17 protein-coding genes are annotated in these 22,553 nt (G+C 66.5%); 11 read left to right on the forward strand and 6 right to left on the reverse strand.

The window, feature by feature from the left end:
- The first annotated feature begins 279 nt into the window (after positions 1-279).
- The 8 genes from ACQP1T_RS22530 to ACQP1T_RS22565 all read left to right on the forward strand — a co-directional run bounded on the left by ACQP1T_RS22530 (position 280) and on the right by ACQP1T_RS22565 (position 14,587).
- Positions 280-1,419 (forward strand): XRE family transcriptional regulator, encoded by a 1,140-nt coding sequence (locus ACQP1T_RS22530; RefSeq protein ID WP_433755017.1) that lies wholly within the window; start codon positions 280-282, stop codon positions 1,417-1,419.
- 47 nt (positions 1,420-1,466) lie between these two features.
- Positions 1,467-5,408 carry a CHAT domain-containing protein gene (locus ACQP1T_RS22535; protein ID WP_433755018.1) on the forward strand — a complete coding sequence of 1,314 codons (3,942 nt, stop codon included), beginning with the start codon at positions 1,467-1,469 and terminating at the stop codon, positions 5,406-5,408.
- Between the two features lie 61 nt (positions 5,409-5,469).
- A complete protein-coding gene (locus ACQP1T_RS22540; RefSeq protein WP_062989304.1) occupies positions 5,470-5,682 on the forward strand; it encodes a hypothetical protein in 213 nt (70 codons plus the stop codon).
- Positions 5,672-5,995, forward strand: a complete 324-nt coding sequence (locus ACQP1T_RS22545; RefSeq protein ID WP_433755019.1) for a hypothetical protein — start codon at positions 5,672-5,674, stop codon at positions 5,993-5,995. Before ACQP1T_RS22540 ends, ACQP1T_RS22545 begins: the two co-directional genes overlap by 11 nt.
- Positions 5,996-6,148: 153 nt before the next feature.
- Complete coding sequence (locus ACQP1T_RS22550) at positions 6,149-7,636, forward strand: TIGR02677 family protein (protein WP_433762315.1); 1,488 nt, start codon at positions 6,149-6,151, stop codon at positions 7,634-7,636.
- Complete coding sequence (locus ACQP1T_RS22555) at positions 7,636-9,051, forward strand: TIGR02678 family protein (RefSeq protein ID WP_433762317.1); 1,416 nt, start codon at positions 7,636-7,638, stop codon at positions 9,049-9,051. Before ACQP1T_RS22550 ends, ACQP1T_RS22555 begins: the two co-directional genes overlap by 1 nt.
- A gap of 3 nt (positions 9,052-9,054) precedes the next feature.
- Positions 9,055-13,266, forward strand: a complete 4,212-nt coding sequence (locus ACQP1T_RS22560; protein WP_433755020.1) for a TIGR02680 family protein — start codon at positions 9,055-9,057, stop codon at positions 13,264-13,266.
- Between the two features lie 16 nt (positions 13,267-13,282).
- A complete protein-coding gene (locus ACQP1T_RS22565; RefSeq protein WP_433755021.1) occupies positions 13,283-14,587 on the forward strand; it encodes an MFS transporter in 1,305 nt (434 codons plus the stop codon).
- Positions 14,588-14,717: 130 nt separating this feature from the next.
- Here ACQP1T_RS22565 and ACQP1T_RS22570 read toward each other — a convergent pair whose 3' ends face one another.
- From ACQP1T_RS22570 to ACQP1T_RS22585, 4 genes are all read right to left on the reverse strand, one after another.
- Positions 14,718-15,323: a M15 family metallopeptidase gene (locus ACQP1T_RS22570; protein ID WP_433755022.1), complete on the reverse strand. Its 606-nt coding sequence runs from the start codon at positions 15,321-15,323 to the stop codon at positions 14,718-14,720.
- Between the two features lie 294 nt (positions 15,324-15,617).
- Positions 15,618-15,818 carry a hypothetical protein gene (locus ACQP1T_RS22575; RefSeq protein ID WP_433755023.1) on the reverse strand — a complete coding sequence of 67 codons (201 nt, stop codon included), beginning with the start codon at positions 15,816-15,818 and terminating at the stop codon, positions 15,618-15,620.
- A 155-nt stretch (positions 15,819-15,973) separates the two neighbouring features.
- Complete coding sequence (locus ACQP1T_RS22580; RefSeq protein WP_433755024.1) at positions 15,974-16,375, reverse strand: hypothetical protein; 402 nt, start codon at positions 16,373-16,375, stop codon at positions 15,974-15,976.
- A gap of 145 nt (positions 16,376-16,520) precedes the next feature.
- Positions 16,521-18,197 (reverse strand): fumarate hydratase, encoded by a 1,677-nt coding sequence (locus tag ACQP1T_RS22585; RefSeq protein WP_364488554.1) that lies wholly within the window; start codon positions 18,195-18,197, stop codon positions 16,521-16,523.
- Between the two features lie 253 nt (positions 18,198-18,450).
- Here ACQP1T_RS22585 and ACQP1T_RS22590 point away from each other — a divergent pair, with 253 nt between their 5' ends.
- Positions 18,451-18,921 carry a MarR family winged helix-turn-helix transcriptional regulator gene (locus tag ACQP1T_RS22590; RefSeq protein WP_433755025.1) on the forward strand — a complete coding sequence of 157 codons (471 nt, stop codon included), beginning with the start codon at positions 18,451-18,453 and terminating at the stop codon, positions 18,919-18,921.
- A 9-nt stretch (positions 18,922-18,930) separates the two neighbouring features.
- Here the strand turns inward: ACQP1T_RS22590 and mftD are convergent, their stop codons facing one another.
- A complete protein-coding gene (mftD, locus tag ACQP1T_RS22595; RefSeq protein ID WP_433755026.1) occupies positions 18,931-20,124 on the reverse strand; it encodes a pre-mycofactocin synthase MftD in 1,194 nt (397 codons plus the stop codon).
- Positions 20,121-20,849 carry a mycofactocin biosynthesis peptidyl-dipeptidase MftE gene (gene mftE / locus ACQP1T_RS22600; RefSeq protein ID WP_433755027.1) on the reverse strand — a complete coding sequence of 243 codons (729 nt, stop codon included), beginning with the start codon at positions 20,847-20,849 and terminating at the stop codon, positions 20,121-20,123. Before mftE ends, mftD begins: the two co-directional genes overlap by 4 nt.
- A gap of 67 nt (positions 20,850-20,916) precedes the next feature.
- Here mftE and mftR point away from each other — a divergent pair, with 67 nt between their 5' ends.
- On the forward strand, positions 20,917-21,534 hold the full coding sequence (mftR, locus tag ACQP1T_RS22605) for a mycofactocin system transcriptional regulator (protein ID WP_433755028.1): 618 nt from the start codon (positions 20,917-20,919) through the stop codon (positions 21,532-21,534).
- 108 nt (positions 21,535-21,642) lie between these two features.
- Complete coding sequence (locus tag ACQP1T_RS22610) at positions 21,643-22,551, forward strand: STAS domain-containing protein (protein ID WP_062989324.1); 909 nt, start codon at positions 21,643-21,645, stop codon at positions 22,549-22,551.
- Positions 22,552-22,553 lie beyond the last annotated feature (2 nt).

The raw sequence follows: 22,553 nt of genomic DNA on the forward strand, positions 1-22,553 counted from the left end.
TCACCCCCGTCGCCGAGGGGTACTGCGCACTTGCAAGAGCAGATGTCCTTACATCTGGAGCGTGGCAAATCTTCCGCGCCCATATCCATCATGTAGGACGCAAAACTGCGAGTGCAGCTGTCAACCCAATGACATCTGTATGCCCTATCCGGGCCACTGAGCGTTAACTGATGAGATACTACAGTCGTGGCCGCTGGAGACGATCGACCCGTCTGGGCTGTCCGAATGCGCTCCGAACGCGATGCGCGGGGGTGGTCACAAGCAGACGCCGTCCGTGTGATGCGCGCGAAGTCTTCGCACAACCTGCCGACGGACAGTACCCTGCTGCGTAACTGGCGACGCTGGGAGTCGGGCGAGTCGCGTCCGGACGATTTCTATGCCCCTATCATCGCGGCGGCATTCGATACGGTTACCGCAGCGTTCTTCCCGAAAAATCGCCCGAACCGCGACGATGAACTGCTCTCGGCAACCGGGATGGACACGCTCGAATTCATCGGCAGGCTAAGGATGTCCGATGTCTCCACGGCCACACTGGATGCCATCCGCATCACCGCGGAGCGGCTGTGCTGCGAATATCCGTTCGCCGATCCGCACGATCTGCATACCGAGGGCACGTCCTGGTTGCGCCGCATCACCTCACTGCTGGACGGCCGGCTGACGCTGGCGCAGCATCGGGAAATTCTCGTACTGGCCGGTTGGGTCGCACTACTGGTCGGTTGCGTGGATTACGACCTCGGTCGGCGCACCACCGCGGAAGCCACTCGCCGCGCGGCCTATTCGCTCGGCCAGGAAGCCGAGAACGCCGAGATCACCGGCTGGAGTGCGGAAATGGCGGCCTGGTTCGCGCTGACCCAGGGCAACTATCGAGGCGCGATCGAGGCGGTCGACCCGGCGCTGACAACCAGTGGCAAACTCGGCGTCGGTGTCCAGTTGTGCGCACAACGTGCGAAGGCATGGGCCCGACTCGGTGACCGGCGCGAGGTAGAGGCGTCGCTGAACCGGGGTCGAGCTATCCTCGAGCGACTCGACCATCCGACCAATCTGGACAACCATTTCGTGGTCGATCCGCAGAAGTTCGACTTCTACGCCATGGACTGCTGCCGGGTCGCCGGTGAGGATCCGCTCGCGGAATCCTATGCGCGCGAGGTCATCCGCCACTCGACCCGCGCCGACGGCACGATACGCAATCCGATGCGGGTGTCGGAGGCACACCTCACCCTCGCGGTGGTCGCGGTGCGCGACCGCGATCTGGAACTCGCGCTGGACGAGGGCATGCGGGCCTTCGCGGGCAAGCGCCGGTCGCTGCCGTCACTGATGTGGATCGCGGGCGAGGCGGCACGCGAGATCATCGAGCACTTTCCGGGCGATCCGCGCACCCGGGTGTATCTGGATCAGTTGCGGACCTTGTCCTGCGAGTGATCATTTCGGCGTACGTTTGACTCATCGCCAGCGGTAAGGGGTGGGCGATGAATCGGGTTCGCGTCATTGTGCGTCGCGATGCGGACGAGTCGCTACGCACCACAGTGTTCGAGGCGGGTGCGCCCATCGGTGAACGGGTAACGCCACTACCTGATTTGGTGGCGTGCGCGTGGGATGCGATCGGTGGTCAACCGGAGACGGTGCGGCGAACGGTCGTTCAGATCGGTACCGCCCTGCGTGACGCACTGTTCGAGCCGCGCACGACCAGGCAGTTGACGCGGCTCGTGGACGGCTCCGATACCGAGATGGTCTTCGATGTCGACGACGACACGATGCTGCTCCCCTACGAGATGCTGGTGCTCGCCGACGATATGCCCCTGGCCACCCGGCCGACGGTAGCCATCTCTCGCAGGTATTCGGGTACCGGGCGGCACACCCCCGTCCTGGCACCGGGACCGTTGAAGATCCTTGCCGCGGTCGCCGCGCCGACCGAGACCCGCACGGCCAATGCGGCATTGGATGTGGAAGCGGAGATGCAGGCGATCCTCGATGCCGTTTCGCAGGTGCCGACCGCGGGTGGCGGCGGTGTGCGCATTCTGGAAGTCGCTTCGCTGCAGCAGATCACCGCGGCATTGCGGGCCGAGGAGTTCCATGTGCTGCATCTGAGTGCGCACGGATCGGCGACGAATCTGGAATTGGAGGATGAGGACGGCGATCCGGATGTGGTCGAGTCCGCCGATCTCGTTGCCGCGCTGCGTGCTTCGGAACGGGCACTGCCGTTGGTGGTGTTGTCGAGTTGCGGCGGTGTCGACGGCGGGCCCGCCGGTTTGGCGCGCACACTGATCGGCGGGGGTGTCGAGCGGGTACTGGTCATGCAGACGCGGGTCTCGGACCGGTATGCCACGCTGTTGGCGAAGTCGTTCTACGCCATGCTGTCCGCGCATCCGACCGGGTCGGTCGCCTTCGCGTTGGGACAGGCGCGCCATGCCCTCGAACAGGAACGACTCGCCGATGGCACATCGATTCCGCCCGAATGGTTCGTGCCGACACTGCTGACCGGTGTCGCGGATCGGCCACTATGGCATCCGACGGCGCCGCCGCGGCCGCTCGGGCGCCGGACGCAAGCACCGAGCGGGGCGACGGTGCGCGAGTTGCCGGTCGGATATCTGATCGGCCGTCGCGGGCCGGTGCGCGAAATCGTCCGCACGTTGGACTCGTCACGCGGGCGACCGGGTGTGGTGATCACCGGGATGGGCGGACTCGGGAAGACCGCGGTGGCCGGTCGCGTGGCCGCGCGCATGCGCGAACGCGGCTGGCATATCGCCGAGCATGTGGGGCAATGGAATCCGACCGCGCTGTGTGACGCGGTCCGCGCGGCGATCGGGGATGACCCGGCATTGCGCACGGTAGCCGATGCGCTCGCCCGCGACAGGGGCGAGCAGGCGCTGAAGCATGTCCATCGGTTGCTGGCGGGGAGCCGAATGTTATTGCTTTTCGATGATTTCGAGCAGAATCTGACCCGACCGGGCGGTGCGGCATTTCTGGATCCCGGTTTCGCCGAACAGTTTTCGCAGTTGTGTCGGATTGCCAGGACCGGACGATTGCTGGTCACCTGTCGCTATCCGGTTCCCGGTGGTCTCACGGAGGTCGGCCTGACTCCGCTGAGTCCTGCCGAATTGAAGCGAATGTTCTTGCGGCTGCCGGAGATCAGCGGTTTGCGCGCGGAGGAGCAGCGGCTGGTCGCGCGGACTATCGGTGGGCACCCTCGGCTCATCGAATTCGTCGACGCGCTATTGCGTGGTGGCGACGGCACACTGCGTCCGGTCGGTGAACGCCTGTGCCGGCTGGCAGATGAACACGCGGTCGATCTCGACCAGGACCGTACCCTGACCGAAAGCCTCGATACCGCAGTGGTGCTCGGCACCCGCGACATCCTCGTCGATGCACTGCTCGACCTGCTCGATACCGCCGAACGCGAACTACTGCTGCAGATTTCGCTTTCGCGGACGCCGCTGCGCGATCTGGACATCGCCCATGCCCGCTTCGGCGCGGACACGACACGAGACCAGCGCCGCGAAGTGATGGCGGCCATCGATACGTTGCTCAGACTGACGCTGTTGACCACCGACGACGACCGATATCTCGTGCATCCGTGGGTCGCCCAGGCCCTCGATGCCCACCAGGGCACCGATCGGGTTCATCGCCACAATCGAGCCCACGCGATGCGTATCGCCCGAATCTCCGCTGGTTTCCGTGATTTCGACGACTACAGCGAAGCGTGCGGACATCTCCTCGCCGCGGGCCGGCACGCGGAACTCACCGAACTCGCCATCCCCTTCTGCCGCGAGTTGGACCAGTTGCAGGTCGCCGCCCTACTCGGCGAGATCATGCCGACCCTGCCGACCGACACTCCCGGCTATCTCGAGCTCGGCGACCGCGAGGTGCGGGCATTGCGCCGGACCGGAAACCTCCGTGCCGCAACCGATCGGCAGTGCACGCTGGTCGAGGTGCTACGGGCCAGGGTCCAATCGGCCTCGGGCAGTGCCGATGCCCGACGCGCACTCGTCATCGGCCTGGACACCCTTGGTGAACTCGCCATGCTGGCCGGAGATCTCGGCACGGCACGCGAGCACTACAGCCGATCCCTGCGCACCGCACGGCATTTGACGAATACCGACCCGGACAACGTCGATATGCAGCAGGTCCTCAGCCGCGCACTGGAGAGCCTCGGCGATATCGCCGTGCGCACCGGCGATCTCACGGCGGCCCTCGCCCACCATACCGAGGCACTGGCCATCCGACGCGCCCTCGCCGATAACGACCCCACCCGGGTAGATCTGCGCCGCGACCTGGCCAATGCCTGCACCCGACTCGGCGACTTGGCCGTACTGACCGCCGATCTCGACGGCGCACAGTACCTCTATACCGAATCGCTCACGCTGCATAGCGGTCTCATCGAATCCGGCCCCGACGCCGCCGAATCCCGGCGCGGCCGGGCCATCGCACACGGCAAACTCGGCGATCTCGCCATGCGCGCGGGGCACGGCGAGACCGCGAGCAGGCATTACTTCGAGAAGCTGCGCATCAGTACCGAACTCTCGATGGCCGATCCGGGCGATACCGAAATCGCCCGCGATGTCGCCATTGCCATGCAGCAGATCGGCGACACCTCATTGCTGTACGAAACTCCCGAGGAGGCGTTCACCTTCTTCACCGAAGCCCTCGCCATCCATCGCGAACTCGCCGAAAAGGACCCCGGCAATGCCGAATACCGCCGCGACCTCGCCATCGCACTCAACCGATCCGGCGACGCGGCACTGCAACTCGGCGAACTCGGCACGGCCTCGACCCACTACACCCAAGCACTGGCCATCCACCGCGGCTTCGCCGACGCAGACCCGGGCAATGCCCGAAATCAGCGCGACCTCAGCATCTCCCATGACAAGCTCGGCGACTTGGCCATCCGCACCCGCGATTATCTGGCCGCCGACCACCACTACACCCGATCGCTCACCCTCGCAGAACAACTCGCGGCCGCCGACCCCACCAATTCCGAAAAGCAGCGCGACCTGAGCATCTCGCACCACCAACTGGCCAGGGTCGCCGTCGCGACCGGCGCGTTCACCCTCGCGTTCCGCCACAATACCGAGGCACTCACCATCGCCCGCCGCTTGGCCACCGCCGACCCGGAGAATCTGCAACTGCACCGCGATGTCGGTCTGATCCTCTGGGCCATCGGCGACGCCGCCGAACGCGAACACGACTACGACACCGCCGTCGGGGTCTACCGTGAGGCCCTCGCGATCGCCAAGGACCTCCTCGAAACCGATCCGGCCAGCCCGCGCGGCCTGCGCGATCTGGAATTCGCCTTGGCCAATCTGGGGCGCGTGCTCGCCGTCGCCGACCCGCACCCGCTCGGGTCGACCCGTATCGACGCTCTGCTCGAACAGGGCAAGACCTTCCTCCGGCGTCTACTGCCGCCGACGTGATTCCGCAGGTAGTGCACGTATCTGTAGCACTATGTGCGGTGTCCGCTGTAAAGTCTGCTGTATGACGGTGCGCCTGAACATCTCGATGGACGACGATCTCGCGGCCCGTCTCCGTGCGGCCTCCGACGACAAGTTGAGCGACTACATCTCCAAGGCGGTGCGCAGGCAGTTGCTCGACGACGAACTCCGAGCATTGCCCGACAGCACCGGAACCGAATGGGCGAAGGACGCCGAGCAGACTGCCGAACAAGTATTGTTCGGCCGTGCCAGCTGAACCCACGCACCAAGGCCAGATTTGGAATCTCGTCAGCCGGATCTCCGGACGCCGCGCGACGGTGGTGCTCGTGGATTCCGATGTGGTGATTCGACAACGGCCGATGCTGGTGGCCGCGCCGGTGCGCGAGGCACGCGAAGTTCCGTCCCGCCATCAATTGCTCACCGTCGCAATGCCGCGGAGTTCACAGGTGATCGCGCTGTACGACATCGCCATCGTGCCGAAGGACAGTCTCACCGAGCAGGTCGGTGATCTCACCTCGGAGGTACTCGAGCGGGTCAAGATCGGGCTGCGGGCCCGGTTCGACCTGTGAGTCACCAGGTGGCGAACAGGGGCAAACCGGACGCGGCCACGCCGAATGGGGGTCGGTCTCGACACCCGCGACCGACCCGCTACTACCCTGTTCCCGGTGACCGACTCCGTTGACGGCCTGCCGTATGCCGCCCCCGCGCTGTGGGATGAGCGGTTGCGGCTGTTCTCCTTCGCCACGGCCGAGAAGCGGGCGGAGTATCTGTGGGTGCTGCGAGCGTTCGACAGTGCGCGGGCGGCATATGTGGTGCTGCTGCATGCCGACGATGTCGCGACCTGGATCGAACGCAGCGCACCCGATGCCCCGCAGCTGACCGGCGCGGAGATCGGACCGCTGCTGGATCAGCTGCATCAGTGGGGTGTGGTCGAACGCAGCTATGACGGCACGCGCGCCGCGACGCTCGCGGAATATCGGAATCGGCACTACGTGTATCAGCTGACACAGGCCGGATTCAAGGCATACCGGGCGGTCGCGGGTGTGCTCGAGGCGCGGCTCGACGAGGCGGCGCTGTCGCGACTGGTCCTGCCCGAACTGCTCGCGGACCTCAGTACCCTTGCCGAGGCGAATAAGGCCGGTGATGCGGAGCGTGTGTATCGGACACTGCGCCGTCTGGACGCCGCACTCTCGGATATGGCGGCGCGGGCCGCGCACTTCTACCTCTCGCTCGGCGATATGGTGCGCACCACCGAGATCACGCCGGAGTCCTTTCTGGCGCACAAGGACGCGCTGCTCGCGCATATGCGCGAGTTCAGCATGGATCTGGCTCGCTTCGCGCCGCGTCTGGCCGCCGCGATCGGCGAGATCGAGGAGACCGGCGTCGAGGAACTCATCGAGCGGGCGGCGCGCTGTGATGAGCGGGTACTGCTGAGTCCGGCCGAGCGGCAAGCGGATTGGCGCGCGCGCTGGCAGGGGCTGCGGACCTGGTTCGTCGCGACCGCCTCCGATATTCCCGGCGAATCGTCCTCGACCGAGGCGGATCGGCTGCGGGAGGCGACCATGAGCGCCATCGCCGCCGTGCTGTCGTTGCTGCGGCGGGTCACCGATTCACGCAAGGGCGGGGTGAGTCGCGAATCGGCGCTGCGGCATCTCGCGGGCTGGTTCACCGCCGCACCGAGCACCGACAGCGCGCATGCGCTCTTCGATGCCGTCTTCGGTCTGGGCAGGCCGCGTCATATTTCGCTGGAACATCCGGACGCGGATCTGATTCCGGCGATTCGCTCCTGGTGGGAGGCGCCGCCATTGGAGATCTCGCGCACCCTCGCCGAGACGGGCAGGCCACCGCAGGCCGGTGCCCCCGCCCGAATTCAACGCAATGACGCGGGAATTCGCCGCCTCCGTGAGGCGCAGCTCGACGCGCAGCGCGCCCGCGCCCAGGCCGCCGAATCCCTGGCCGCCGCGCCGGTGCACGAGCGCGTCCTCGACGAACGGGAGACCGAGGTGCTGCTGCGCCTGCTCGACGCCGCATCCACCGCCTGGGTTCCGGTCAGCGGTCGCATCGACGGCACCACCGGTTCCGATAGCGGCGTCACTCTCACCGTCTCCGAACATCCGGGGTCGACGGTGGTTCGCACGGCGCGCGGGCTGCTGCATTTGAACAACCGCCGCCTCGAGGTCAAGCAATCGACCCGCGGGCGGCGCGCGTGATCAACGCCCGCCGCATCGACTCGCTCGCATTGGACAACTATCAGCGCGCCGCCCGGGTGATCCTGGCCAATCACCTGGTGACCCGGACCTATCCGGACCGGATCGCGCTGCCGCTGATCCGCCGCTGGGCCACCGAACTCCGCGAGGACCTGGCCGAATTGTTCGGCTACCGGCTCGAGGTCACCGAAACGACGGCTCGGGTGTTCCCGGTCATCGATCGGCTCGATTCCGGCAAACCGGCCCGCTCCGTCACCGACCGTGTCTTCGATCGCCGCCGCTACGCATACCTGGCGCTGGCGCTGGCGGCGCTCGGCCGCGCGGGCGATCAGATCACGTTGTCGGAGTTGGCCGATCAGGTCGCCGCCTATACCGGCCGGGTCGACGGCCTCGAACTTTCACCCGACCGCGCCGCCGATCGCGATGCCTTCGTCGATGCCGTCGGCTGGCTCGCGCACCGGGGTGCGCTGACCCTGGCCGACGGTGACGCGGGTGGCTGGGCCGCCGATCCGGAGGCGGGTGAAGCGCTGTACGACATCGACCGGCCGGTGGTCTTCGCACTGTTCCGACCGCCGCGTGCATTGCAGCATCTGCACAGTGTCCGCGGTCTGCTGACCGAGGACGCGCTCGCGCACGGACCGGCCGCTGATGCGCATGCCGCCGATGCGGCTCGGCGGGTGCGACGCAGTCTGGTGGAGCGTCCGGTGGTGTACGCCGAGGACTTGGCCCATGCGGAACGTCCGCTGTTGCAGCAGGATCGGGTCGTCGCGGATGTCGAACTGTTCACCGGGCTGCGGGCCGAACGCCGGGCGGAGGGCGTCGCGCTGATCGATGTCTCCGGACGTCTCTCCGATATCCGTTTCCCGGGCACCGGAACATTGGCGCAGGTGGCGCTGCTACTGGTCGGTGAGATCGCCGATCGGGTACTCGATATCGATAATCCGGTGCCGGTTCGTCCCGGCGCACCCGATCCGGCGGTCGCGCTGGCCGAGCAGCTCGACGGTGCCATCCCGGAGTCCACCGTATTCGTGCCGCTCGCCGATCTCCCATCGACCGATCCAGCAGTGTGGGAAGAGGTTTCCGATCCCGATGCGGAGGCGATGGCCTATGTCCGCGCGACGTATCCATTCGTCGAGGCGAGCTGGGTAGCCGAGACCGTGCAGGCCCTGACCGACCGCTACGGTGTCACCTTCGCCGCGCAGTGGCAGGCCGATGTTCCCGGGCTGACCAGGGAGGTGACCGCCCTGATGGAACGGCTGCGGCTGGTCCAGGTGGTCGAGGACGGTCTGATCATTCTGCCCGCACTGGCCCGCTACCGTGGCGCGGTCGTCACCGTCCGCACCAGACGGGCGGCCGAATTGTTCGTCACCGCCTCCGACACGCTCGGGGCCGACAGCGTTGGTACGGAAGGGATTTAAACCATGTCGCTCATCCATGGCGGAGTGCGGTTCGTCCCGACCCGCGCCGGAATCATCAACCTGTGGGACTACCGCGACCAGGAATACTGCTTCGCCGACGGCAGGCTGGTACTGCGCGGGCCCAACGGCTCCGGTAAGACCAAGGCGCTCGAGGTGCTGTTCCCATTCGTGCTCGACGGCCGGATCGAACCGCGCAGGCTCAACCCGTTCGCGGGTGAAGAGCGCACCATGAAGTCGAACCTGCTGTACCGCAAGCAGGAATCCGCGTATTCGTATGTGTGGATGGAGTTCGCGCGCGGTAAATGGGACGATCCCGAGGTCGTCACCATCGGCATCGGTATGCGCGCCACCCGCTCCTCGGACAAGGTGACCCGCTGGTACTTCGTCGCCGACGGCCGTGCGGGCGTGGACTTCTCACTCATCGGCCCGGACGACCGTCCGCTGACCCGCAAGCAGTTGGCCGAACAGATCGGCACCGACGCCATCGTCGATCGACCGGTCGAATACCGCAATGCCATCGATGCACGCATGTTCGGTCTCGGCACCCAGCGCTATGACCAGCTGATCAATCTCATCCTCACGCTGCGTCGCCCGCAGCTCGCGAAAAACCTTGATCCGCGCGGACTTTCGCAGGCACTGACCGATGGTCTGCGCCCGCTCGACGAACAGCTGATCCTGGACGCCGCGCGTTCGTTCAGCGATATGGAGGAGGTCGGGCGCACCCTGGAGGGCTTGGTCCACGCCGATACCGCCACCAGGTCTTTCGTCGATGTGTATCGCAAATACCTTGCGGTACAGGCGAAGACCGATGTCGATCAGCTGCGGACCCGTCTCGATGCGGTCACCCACGCCAGCACCGCGCTCTTCGCCGCCACCGCACTGCGCGAACGTCGCGAGGCCGAACGCACCGCCGCCGAGGCGCGCGCCGAAGACGCCGACCGCGCATACGAACAAGCGCTCTCCGACCGGGAAACCCTGCAGCGCTCCAGCGCCTACGAGGGCAAACAGCAACTCGACGATCTCGCCGACGCGGTCCGTCGCCTGGAGACTTCGGCGGGTGTGCACAAGGATAAGGCGCTCAAGGCCCGGCAAACCCTGGATCAGCGCGGCCAGGAGGCAGAGCGTGCCAAGGCGGCGGTACAGAATGCGGCCGCCGCGCTGGCCCGTGGCGAGGACGAATTGCGGGCCGCCGCCGAAGAGGCGGGTATCACCTGGGCCGGATCGGCCGATCAGGCCCGCGGTGATCAGCTGACCGCCGCGGTTCGCGGGCATGCCGAGGAACGCGACGCCGACGTGCGCGCGGTCCGCAAGGCGCTGGGTCTGCTGGATTCCGCTACGGCCGAACGGAATCGGGCCGAACAGCTCGCCGAACGGGCCAGGGCGCTGCGCGAATCGGCCGCCGCCGAGGTCTCGGCCGCCGAGGCGGCCGTTGTGCTGGCGCGCACCGAAGCCGGTAGCGCACTGCGCACTTGGTGGGACGCGCATCGTGCGGTGTACTCCCCGATTCAGAAAGGCCTGTTCGAAGCGCTCGATGCCGCTCTGGCCACCGCGGGGTCCGATGAGGCCGCCGGCCTCTCCGAGGTTCTGGCCGAACGTGCCGAACCGCTGCTCGAGGACATCCGCACCCGCCGTCAGGAAGCGCGTGCCGTCGCCGCGCTGGCCCGTGACCGGCTGGTCGAACTCAATGCCGAACGCGATGAGGTCGCGGCCCAACGTGATGAGGCCCCACCGGTTTCGCCCGCTCGTGCACGGAATGCGGAGGACCGTCCCGGCGCGCCGCTGTGGCGATTGGTGCGTTTCGCCGATTCGGTGACACCAGCGCAGGCCGCGGGCATCGAGGCCGCCCTGCACGCCGCCGACCTGCTCGACAGTTGGGTCTGCGCGGAATCCGAACGGCCGGAATACACTTCCGACCAGTTCCTGGTGCCATTGCCTACCTCTGCGCGGCCATCCGGTCGAACGCTGGCCGATGTTCTTGTCGTGGAAGATGATTCGGCCGAGCTCACGGTGCCGAAGCAAACTGTCGCCGACCTGCTCGCCTCCATCGCCCTGTACGACGAGGACTCCGGCCTCGGCACCGAAGTCGGCGTGAGCACCACCGGCGGATTCCGCCAAGGCGTCCAGATCGGCCGCCACCACAAACCCGATGCCGAATTCATCGGCGCCACCGCCCGCGCCAAGCGCCGCGAAATCCGGCTCGCCGAGTTGGCCGCCGCGATCGAGGCCGCGGAGCAGACGCAGCGGCAGGCGCAGGCCGATGAGTCCGCGGCGAGCGCCGAACTCGCGCGAATCGCCGCGGCCGCCAAGGCATTACCGCGCCCCTCGGCCGTCACCGCCGCCCTGCGTGCGGTTTCCGAAGCCGCGGGCATGATGCGCTCACGCACCGAAGCGGTCGCCCAGGCCGAACGCGACCTCGACCAAGCGGTGGCCGAGGCCTCGGCCGTCGAGAAGAAGTTGCGCTCGGTCGCCCAAGCGCACCGCACGCCCCGCGACGCCCGCGAGATCGATGCGCTCGCCGCCGCCATCCGCCACTTCGAGAACACCGGAACCGGGCTGCTGCGCCTGCGCGCCGACCACGAACGGGAGCGCGAACGCGAACGGGAAGGTTCGGATCGCTTCGACGAGGCCCGCGATCTGGCCGAGGCCTTCGCCGAAGAGGCCGAGGCTGCCAACGCGGGCTACCAGGAGCAACTGCGCAAACTCGAAACCCTGCGCGAGGCGCTCGGCGCGGGCGCCGCCGATATCGATCGCGAACTCGAACAGGCGCGGGCGAAGATCGAGGCGACCAGGGCCGAGCAGAAGGCCGCCCGCAAGGCCGCCAATGCGGCGATCGAGGCGGTCGGTGATGCGGAGGCGGCCTACCGCACCGCGCACGAGTCGCTCGGCACCGCGCTCACCGAGGTGCTGGCCGATGTGAAAGCCCTCGCGCCCTACGCCCAACCGGATCTGCTCACCCTGCTCGGCGCACCCGCCGACAGCCGCTGGCCGAGCAGTGACGCCGCCTGGTCGACCCCCGAACAACTGCTCTACCGCATTTCGGCGGCCGGACCGGAGGCCGAACCCAGGGTGCTGCCCGATGAGGTCGCCGAACTGTTCGACAACCTCACCGCCGCAACGTCTTCCGTGCGGGCGGGCGAGGCGGCCCGCAAATCTACCCGCAGTGCGGTCACCTCAGCACTGCAGGAATTCGACGCCGCACTGGCCGCTTCCGGCCGTGACTATCGGCTGCAATGGGATGCCGCGGACGGCCTGACCGTGGTCCAGGTACAGGACGACAACGGGCTGTCGGCACTCGCGGATTTCGCCACCCGCATCGACGCCGCCCGCCGTGATCAGGAACTACTGCTCACCGACGCCGAACGTCGGATCCTGGAGGACGCGCTGCTCACCGGCCTGGCACAGCAGATCTACGAACGCACCAGCGATGCCCGCGATCTCATCGCCCGCATGGGTGCGGAAATGAAGCAGCGCCGCATGTCCTCGGGCAATACCATCGGCGTGCACTGGGTGCTCGCCGATTCGCTCTCGGATGCGGCCCGGGCCATGTGCAAACTGTTGGATCGCGACGCCTCCTCGCTCGGCGCCGATGATCTCGCGGCCATCCGCGCCCACTTCGCCGCCGAGATCCGGGCCGCGCGCGCCGCGCACCCGGAACGTTCCTACCCTGAAATCCTCGGCGCGACACTGGACTACCGAACCTGGCGGGTATTCTCCTTCACCCTGATCTCCGCCGACGGCAGCGAGGACAAGCTGACCGTGGCCAGGCACAGTGCGCTCTCCGGCGGTGAGCAGTCGGTCTCGCTGCATCTGCCGCTGTTCGCGGCCGCGCACGTCATGCTCGACTCGGCCGATCCGCAGGCGCCGCGCCTGCTCGCGCTGGACGAGGCGTTCGCCGGTGTCGATGACAACGGCCGCAGCGAATTGCTCGGCCTGAGCGTGCAATTCGACCTCGACCTGTTCATGACCGGCTACGACCTGTGGATCACCTATCCGCACGTCCCCGGCTGCGCGCATTACGATCTCGCGCATTCGGCCGCCGAGAACACCGTCAGCGCGACGCTGCTGGTGTGGGACAGCGGCGATCTGCTCGCCGAACACGACGGAACCGATCTCACCGCCGCGCTCGGGTCCCCCAACCGCCGCCGCGTCCCGAACTCGATCGAGGGCGGGCTGGCGCTGGACAATATGCCGGGCAGCCCGGCCCCGGTCGGCTGATTGTGAATGGATAGCAGTGTTTTCGAGCTCCACCCCGCCCCACCGCAAGGTCGCCATCGCCACCCTGATCGGCACCACCCTCGAGTGGTACGACTTCATGCTCTACGGCACGGCATCCGCGCTGATCTTCAGTAAACAGTTCTTCCCTACACTGAGCCCCGCCGCCGGAACACTGGCGGCATTCAGCACTTTCGCGGTCGGCTTCGGCGCGCGACCGATCGGCGGCCTGCTGTTCGGCCACTTCGGTGATCGGATCGGTCGCAAGACCACCCTGGTGGTTTCGCTGTTTCTGATGGGCGTGAGCACCATGCTCATCGGGGTGATCCCGAGCTACGGGAGCATCGGATTCTGGGCTCCCGCACTGCTCGTCGCGCTGCGACTGCTGCAGGGCGTCGGACTCGGTGGTGAAGGCGCGGGGGCGGTGGTGCTGTCGATCGAGCATGCGCCACCTGGACGACTCAATCGGTATGCCAGTTTCCCGCAGATGGGCACACCGGCCGGGCTGATCCTGGCCAATGCGATCTTCCTCGGCACCAGTGCGCTGCTGCCGGATTCGGCCTTCCTGAGCTGGGGTTGGCGAATTCCATTCCTGCTCAGCGTGATTCTCGTCATCGTCGGGCTCTGGGTGCGACTCGGGATCACCGAATCCGCGGACCATGCCGAACTCGTCCAACGCGGCGAGGTGTCGTCGTTCCCGCTTCGCGACGCACTCCGGGTCGGACCTGTCCGGCTCCTGCTGATTCTGTTCGCCGCCATCGCGACCTCGGCGGCCGTCTATATCTTCATGGTGTTCACGTTGACCTATGGCACCAAGGCGCTCGGGTACAGCCGAGACTTTCTGCTGCTCGGTGTCATCGTTTCGGCCGTTTTCTGGTGTGCCACAATGCCTTTCTGGGGCTCGCTCGCCGACCGCTACGGCACCCGTCGGATATTCCTCGCTGGCACCGCCGCACTGACCGGGTGGTGTGCGGTCTATTTCCCGCTGCTGAACACCGGCAACAAGGTTGTCGCGTTCCTCGCACTGCTCGGCATGGGCGTGACGCTGCCCATTGCCCACAGCGTCGGCGGCATCATCATCGCCGAACTCTTCCCAGCATCGGTCCGCTACTCCGGCACGTCACTGATCGTGCAGATCTCGGTCATTCTCGGCGGCGGCCTCGCCCCGCTCATCGCGACCGCACTGTGGACCGCGGGCTCGACCTCGGTGGCGGTGACCTGCTACATCGTCGCCGTCTGCGCGTTGAGCACGATCAGCACGGCCGTGCTGATCCGGGCAGCCGATGAGCGCGCCGACACGCCGGCGCCCGTGCCGGTCGGCTGATGCTGCGCCACACCGCCGTCAGCGGGCGCTACTCGACCACGGCGGATTCGGGACCGAGAGCGACCAATCGAGCCTGGGCGTCCGACGATCCGGACCGAGGTCGCGGGACTCGTGCCGGTCGGCTGGACGGCTACAGCCCGAAAGAACCGCTCAACCACGGCGGGAGCGGGATCGACGGCAGTACTGGGAGGGCGGGCGGTATCGGCGCGGACGGAGCCGGGGCGGTACCGCCATCGCTCGCATCCGCGCGCAGCGCCGGGCAGGCTCCACCCGGCGCGGTGGCAAGTTCGAAATGCCACCATTCGTTCTGATAGATCCGGCACAGGCCCCAACGATTCCCATTCGCCTCGAGCCACTGGGCCCCGGCCTGCGGTCCCACGTCGATCGCCCGGCCCTGCACATGCGTCGACTCGTTGGGCGGCAGCACCCACCGCCGTGCCGCGTCGGGACTGCCGTAGGTCCGCACCCCGTCGTCCCACAGCGCCTGCTGCTCGGCGGGCGTGCGGTATCCGGAGTTGATGTACAGCGCGACTCCTTCGGCATGCGCCTGGTTCTCGGCCTGCGTGTACGCGGCGGCGAGCCCGGGCTCGAGCCCGTCGGTCCCGCTGGCATTATCGGCCACCTGCACGACCGGCGCGGCCGTGGCGGTCGGCATGGACAGCCCGACCGCGACGATCACCGGTAGCAGCGTGGTCGATACGCCCAGCAGGGTCCGAGCACGAAGCGTGAGCGACATGCCAGCGATAGTAACGGCCCCGCGGCCACAGACCCCGCACCTACTCCCCCAACGGCTCACACCCCAGCGTCGATCACCGCTAGCAACATACCGGCGAACATGAGGACATCACGCTGTCCGAACGGACGTCATTCACATAGCTTTCCACATACTCACAGCACAATAAATCACCAATGTCCGAAACATCCTGTGCCACGCCCTATTTGTCGCAGCGGAAATCCCCCTGTCCACAATCCATTCCAGTGTTGTGGATCACGATCAACAATCCACAGCAAACCCAGAGAAATCGGAAACCTACCGTGCTTTCACAAGTTTCATGACCTCGCCGCCATCCCCACTGTCGACGAACTCGAGCCACACGCGGTCTCCCGTGCGCAGTGGCGAATCGGACTCGATGACGGCATCGCGCACCACGAACTCCTCACACGCCTCGGTCGTCACGACCCCGAAGCCGCCGTCCCGGTCGGCAACCCAATGCCCCACGATCGCCCACATGCGAGGCAACCCTATTGCACCGCAAGCGTTTCCGCCGCGACACGAACCGCACCGACGCATAGCGGGTGGCTATCACGCACAAGCTATTACCTGTGTGCGATAGCCACCCGCTATGCGTCGTGCTTATCGGCTATGTGGTGTCGATCGACTGTGGGTCAGGGGCGCACGGAATCCGAACCGCGGATCGCTTCGGCCGCTTCACGATTGCGGTCGATGCGCTCGATGATCTCCGGGCCGTGCGCCCGCGCGTAGGCGATGGCGATCTTGATCTTGCGGGAATGCAGATCGGACTGCTGGCTCAGGACCGCGATACGGCGTTCCACCGGACCGTCCAGTTCCTGTAGGCGCGCAACGACTTCCCACACCTCCGGACCGGCGGCCAATGCCGCGCGGCGGTCGGAGATGGGGCCGCGGAAAACGATGCCAGGATGGTCGAGCTGGTCGAAACCCTCCCGGATCAGGCGGTGCAGTAGTGCGGTCGAACTGGTTCCCTCACGAGCGGCGCGCTCGGCCAACCGACGGCTGGCGGATTCCGAGATACGAAACGACGTACTCATTGCCCTCCTCGACCTCCATCGACACCGGTGCAGCGATGTACCCCCCGATTAAGAGTGCCTCGCTTCGGCGGCATTGTTACCCCGGCGAACGGGGTGACATTCCGGTGTCCGGACACATGCCCTGATGGATGACCGTTTCAACCGTTCAGACGCGTTCCTTCGAACGGGTGCGCACTCGCAACGCAATCGGCTTCTGCGTTTCGGCGAAGAAGTCGTTGCCCTTATCGTCCACGACGATGAACGCAGGAAAATCTTCGACCTCGATCTTCCAGACCGCCTCCATACCCAGCTCCGGATACTCCAGCACCTCGACGGATTTGATGCAGTCCAGGGCCAGCCGCGCCGCGGGGCCGCCGATGGAACCGAGGTAGAAGCCGCCGTGTTCCTTACACGCCTTGGTCACCTGCGCGGAGCGATTGCCCTTGGCCAGCATGACGAACGAACCGCCCGCGGCCTGGAACTGATCGACATAGGAGTCCATCCGGCCCGCCGTGGTCGGGCCGAAGGAACCGGAAGCGTAGCCCTCGGGGGTCTTCGCCGGTCCGGCGTAGTACACGGCCATCTCGCGCAGGTATTCCGGCATCGGCTCGCCCGCGTCGAGGCGCTCCTTGATCTTGGCGTGCGCGATATCGCGGGCGACGACCAGCGGACCGGTCAGCGAAAGCCGGGTCTTCACCGGGTATTTCGACAATTCGGCGCGGATCTCCGACATCGGCCGGTTCAGGTCCACCTCGACCACATCGCCGCCGAGGATGGAGTCGGTCTGCTCGGGCAGGTAATGCGCGGGCTCGCGCTCGAGCTGCTCCAGGAACACACCCTCCGGCGTGATCTTGGCCAGCGCCTGCCGGTCGGCCGAGCAGGACACCGCGATGGCGACCGGGCAGCTGGCGCCGTGCCGGGGCAGGCGCACCACACGCACGTCGTGGCAGAAGTACTTGCCGCCGAACTGCGCACCGATACCGAAGGACTGGGTGAGCTTGAAGACCTCTTCCTCCAGCTCCAGATCCCGGAAGGCATGCGCCGCGAGCGAACCCTCGGTGGGCAGGGTGTCCAGGTAGTGCGCGGACGCGTACTTCGCCGTCTTCAACGCGAATTCCGCACTGGTGCCGCCGATTACGACCGCGAGGTGGTACGGCGGGCAGGCGGCGGTGCCGAGCGAACGGATCTTCTCGTCCAAGAACTCCAGCATGCGCGTGGGATTCAGCACGGCCTTGGTCTCCTGGTACAGGAACGACTTGTTCGCCGAACCGCCACCCTTGGCCATGAACAGGAACTTGTATGACGGATGCGCGGGATCGCCCGCAGTCGAGTACAACTCGATCTGCGCGGGCAGATTGGTGCCGGTGTTCTTCTCGTCCCACATGGTGATGGGAGCGAGCTGCGAATAGCGCAGATTCAGCTTGGTGTAGGCGTCGAATACGCCGCGGCTGATCCATTCGGCATCGTCCACACCGGTGAGCACACCCTCGGACTTCTTGCCCATCACGATCGCGGTGCCGGTGTCCTGACACATCGGCAGGATGCCGCCCGCGGAAATGTTGACGTTCTTGAGCAGGTCCAGCGCGACGAAGCGGTCGTTACCGCTGGCCTCGGGATCATCGATGATCCGGCGCAGCTGCGAAAGATGCGCAGGCCGCAAGTAGTGGCTGATGTCGTGCATCGCCTCGGCGGTCAGCAGGCGCAATGCCTCCGGCTCGACCTGCAGGAAGGTGCGGCCGTTGTGTTCGAAGGTGCTGACGCCCTCGGTGGTGATCAACCGGTACGGGGTGTCGTCGGCGCCGATCGGCAGCAGATCTGAATAGCGGAAATCCGGCGCGGTCACGGACGCACTCCTTATTCGGTCTCAGGGCTGACGCACCGCCGCGGCCTCGGGGGTCTTCGGCAGGCTGGTCACGAGCACAAGGAGCGTATCCAGTAATACGAGGCCACCATTGCTTAGGCAACCCTCACTCGGTGCATCCAACCAAAAGGTTGCACGTTCAACCCCACCAGTGCTACCTCTCAGATCTGGCAGTTGTCGCGCGACATCCCGCGGCGGGACAATTCAATGACATGTCAGAGTTTGGAGCGCTCTCGTGACCGATCCCCACTGGCTCGATGACGTCGAAATGCGCGCATGGGTGGGATATGTGCGCACCAGGGACCTCATCGCCGCCGCGGTCGGGCGTGACTCATCTCGCGAGTCGAACCTCACCTACGTCGAATACTCGGTGCTGGCCTACCTGGCCGAGGCACCGGATCATCGACTCACCTTCGCCGACCTCGCCGCCAAACTCGAATGGTCGCAGAGCAGGCTGTCCCATCAGATCACCCGGATGGAGAAGCGCGCGCTGGTCGCCAGGGAACCGATCCCGGACGACGCCCGCCGCACCGCCGCGCGGCTCACTCCGCGCGGCGCCGACGTGCTGGCCACGGCCGCGCCCGCCCATGTGCAGAGCGTGCGCAGACACATGATCGACGTGCTCGACCGCCAGCAATTGGCCGCCCTCGCCGATATCTACGACACGCTGCTCGCCCATCATCGGAGAGTCGCGGCCACCGAATAACCGGTCAGGTCAAGCCGATCGCACAGCCGGGTCCGGCACCCCCAATGCCCGCTCGAAGCCGTCCGGCACCACCAGATCGCTTCGATCGAGATCGCCGATGCTGGTCTTGCGCAGTCCCAGCAACGCCGAATCAATACCGCCACGCAGGATGTCGAGCACATTCTCGACACCGGCCTGCCCGTTCGCGGCGAGGCCCCACAGGTAGGCCCGCCCGATCATGACCGCGCGGGCGCCCAGCGCCACCGCCTTCACCACATCGCTACCGCGCCGGATGCCGCCATCGAGCACCACCTCGATCTGCGATCCGACCGCCTCGGCCACCACGGGCAATGCCCGAATCGCGGCGGGCGTGCCGTCCAGATTGTTTCCGCCGTGATTGGACACCGAAATCGCGGCGACACCGGCATCGACCGCCCGCAGCGCATCGTCGACGCGCATCACGCCCTTGAGCATGACCGGTCCGTCCCACTGTTCGCAGATCCACGCCACATCCGCCCAATCCGGTGCGGGGGTGCCCATCCACTCGCCGTAGGCGCCGAAGAAGCCCGGCGCGGGACCGTCGCCGACGGTCATATTCGGTGCGGTGAGATCCGGAATGCGGCCGGAGCGAACATAAGTCGCGAGCCAGCGCGGCCGCGCCAGGGTCTGCGGTGCGAATGTCAGCATGGTCTTGAAATCCAGCTTCTCCGGGATCACCGGGCTGCCCCAGTCGCGCCCGTGCGAGAAGGACCAGTCCAGGGTCAGGATCAGGCCGACCGCGCCCGCCGCCTTGGCCCGCGACATCCGTTGCAGGATCTCATCTTTCGAACCGCACCAGTACAGCTGGAAGAATGTCGCCGGATTCGCCGCGATGACTTCCTCGATGGGCTTGCTCGCGAAGGAGCTCAGTCCCATCGCGATTCCACGAGCTGCCGCCGCCCGCGCCACGGCCACTTCACCATCTGGATGCACCGCCTGCACGCCGGTCGGCGAGATCAGCACCGGCATCGAGAGCTGCTGTCCCAGTACGGTTGTCGATTGGTCGCGGTCGCCGATCGGGCCCGCGCAGTGCGGCGCGAAGCCGAGTTCGGTGAAGGCCTGCTGATTTTCACCGATGGTCTGGCCGCGCTCGGATCCGGCGATCAGTGCGCCGTACACCGACTTCGGCAGTCGTTTCTTTGCCCGCCGCTGCGCCTCGGCAACGGTTTCGAACCAGGGATTCACCAGAGGGATCCTTTCGGGGAAGCCACCGGCCACCACAGCCGGATCTGTTCATGCAGGTCACTGGTCAGTTGGGTGAGCAGCGCAGCGCCCTCGTCGGCATTCGCGCCCGCCGGGTCGCCGAGCACTCCGTTGGCGCTCACCGTGCGTACTCCCCCGGCGCGCAGCATGGGCAGGATTTCGGCGAGCGGCCGGGTATCACCGGCGGCGGCGAGTTCGGTCCGCACCGCGTCCGGCCGCAGCGCCAACTGCATCGAGGTCTCCGCGCGGCCCGCATGCGGATCACCCGGATAGCGCGGCATGAACACCCGCACATCCCGGGATTCGGTACGCAGCAACGCCTCCGCTTTGCGCAGCGGTTCGAGATTGCCGCCGTGCCCGTTGACGAGCACGATGCGGTCGAAAGTATCGGTGGCCGAGCGACACAACTCCACGATCAGCAACTCCAGCGCGGCCTGCCCGATCGACAGCGTGCCAGCGAAACCCGCGTGCTCACCGCTGGCGCCGTACGGAATCGCCGGTGCGACGAGCACATCCGACCGCGATTCGGCCAGGCGCGCGCACAATGCCACCGCGATATCGGTATCGGTGGACAGCGGCAGATGCGGTCCGTGCTGTTCGGTCGCCCCGACCGGCACGGCGAGGATCGCGCCCGTGGCCGCGCGCGCCCCGGCCTCCGGCCACGTCAGTCGCGCGGCCACGGTGTGTTCCGCGACACTTTCCACCATGCCGCGAGATTATCGTCAGTCACTGACATAATCAAGATCCGAGGGTCGACGCCCATAATCAACAGCCGTGACAGATGCCAAGGTGCGGGGCCGTCCACGCGGCACAACCAAGCGCGAACTCGAACTGATCGCCATGCGACTGTTCACCGAACAGGGCTTCGACGAAACCACCGTCGAGCAGATCGCCGCGGCCGCGGGTATCAGCGGGCGCACCTTCTTCCGTTACTTCCCCACCAAGGCGGAGGTGCTCTGGTACCAGTTCGATGCCGAGGTCGAGGCGCTGCGCGCGGCCTTCGCCACCGTGCCCGACGAGGTACCGATGATGACCGCCGTGCGCCGAGTTGTGGTGAACGCCAACCGATATCGCGCCGAAGACGTGCCCGAACTGCGGGTTCGCATGCAACTCGTCGGCGGCGATCCGGCACTGGCCGCCACCGCGGGCGCGCACTACGACGCCTGGGAGCGGACGGTTGCCGCGTTCGCCGCACGCCGACTCGGCGTACCTGAGGACAACCTGGTCGCGATGGCGGTCGGGCGCACCACGCTTGCCGCGGCGCGCGCCGCCTTCGATGCCTGGCTGACCCGCGCCGACGCCGACCTCACGGTCTATCTCGACCAAGCGCTCGCGGCTCTGGCACGTGGATTCGCACCGCCCAGCGAGGACCCGGACCTACCATCGAGCTAACGGCAGGTTTCATCGGCGACCGGGATGGGGTATGACTAGGCTCGGTATCGGCGCGCAGCCGCATGCACGACTATCCCGACAATCCCGTCGAAAGGGGCTGGAATTTCCATGTCCGAGGTGTCCATGAGCCTTTCGGCGGATTCCCTGCCCGTAGGTCCGGTCGACAACTTGCTTCCGCAGCTGGTCGAACACCTGCGGCAGAACCGAACCGCGCTGCGTGAAGAGTGGGCACGCCGCATTACCGATGCCCAACTGCTGACCGCCATGACCCCGGAGGAGATCTTCTCCGAAGCGACGTCGATGTACGACAACTACGTCGAGGTGCTGGTGACCGGTAGCGTCGAGGCGCTGCAGGCGTACGCCCGAGACCTGTCCGAGCGCATCATTCCGAGAGGAGTCGATACCGACGAGGTACTCGGTATCGTCCTGCTGCTCCGCGACGTGCTCGCCCGCTCGCTATTCGAGAAGTACCAGGCCGATTTCGAACTGCTGAATGCCGTTCTCGACGCCTATGAGCCGGCGGCCAACCGCATCGCGAGCACCGTGGCCATCTCGTTCGTTCAGGAACGCGAGCGCGTCATCCGCCAGCAGCAGGAAGCCATCCGCGAGCTGTCCACCCCGGTGCTGCAGGTGCGCGAACAGCTGCTGATTCTGCCGATCATCGGCGTGCTCGACAGCCAGCGCGCTCGCCAGCTCACCGAACAACTGCTGCGCGCCATCCGCGCCAACCGAGCGAAAGTGGTCGTCATCGACATCACCGGTGTACCCGCCATCGACTCCACGGTGGCCAACCACCTGGTGCAGACCGTCGACGCGTCCGGCCTGATGGGCGCCAATGTGATCATCACCGGCCTGTCCTCCGAGATCGCCCTCACGCTGGTGACCATCGGCCTCGACCTGTCCAAGATGAACGCGGTCGGCGACCTTCAGGGTGGTATCGAAGAGGCCGAACGTTTACTCGGGTATGAGGTCACCCGAATGACGGACCGGCAGCTCACCGAACGCGATGGGCGCTGATC

Source organism: Nocardia sp. CA-135398, from assembly GCF_050955845.1.
Taxonomy (GTDB): Bacteria; Actinomycetota; Actinomycetes; order Mycobacteriales; family Mycobacteriaceae; genus Nocardia.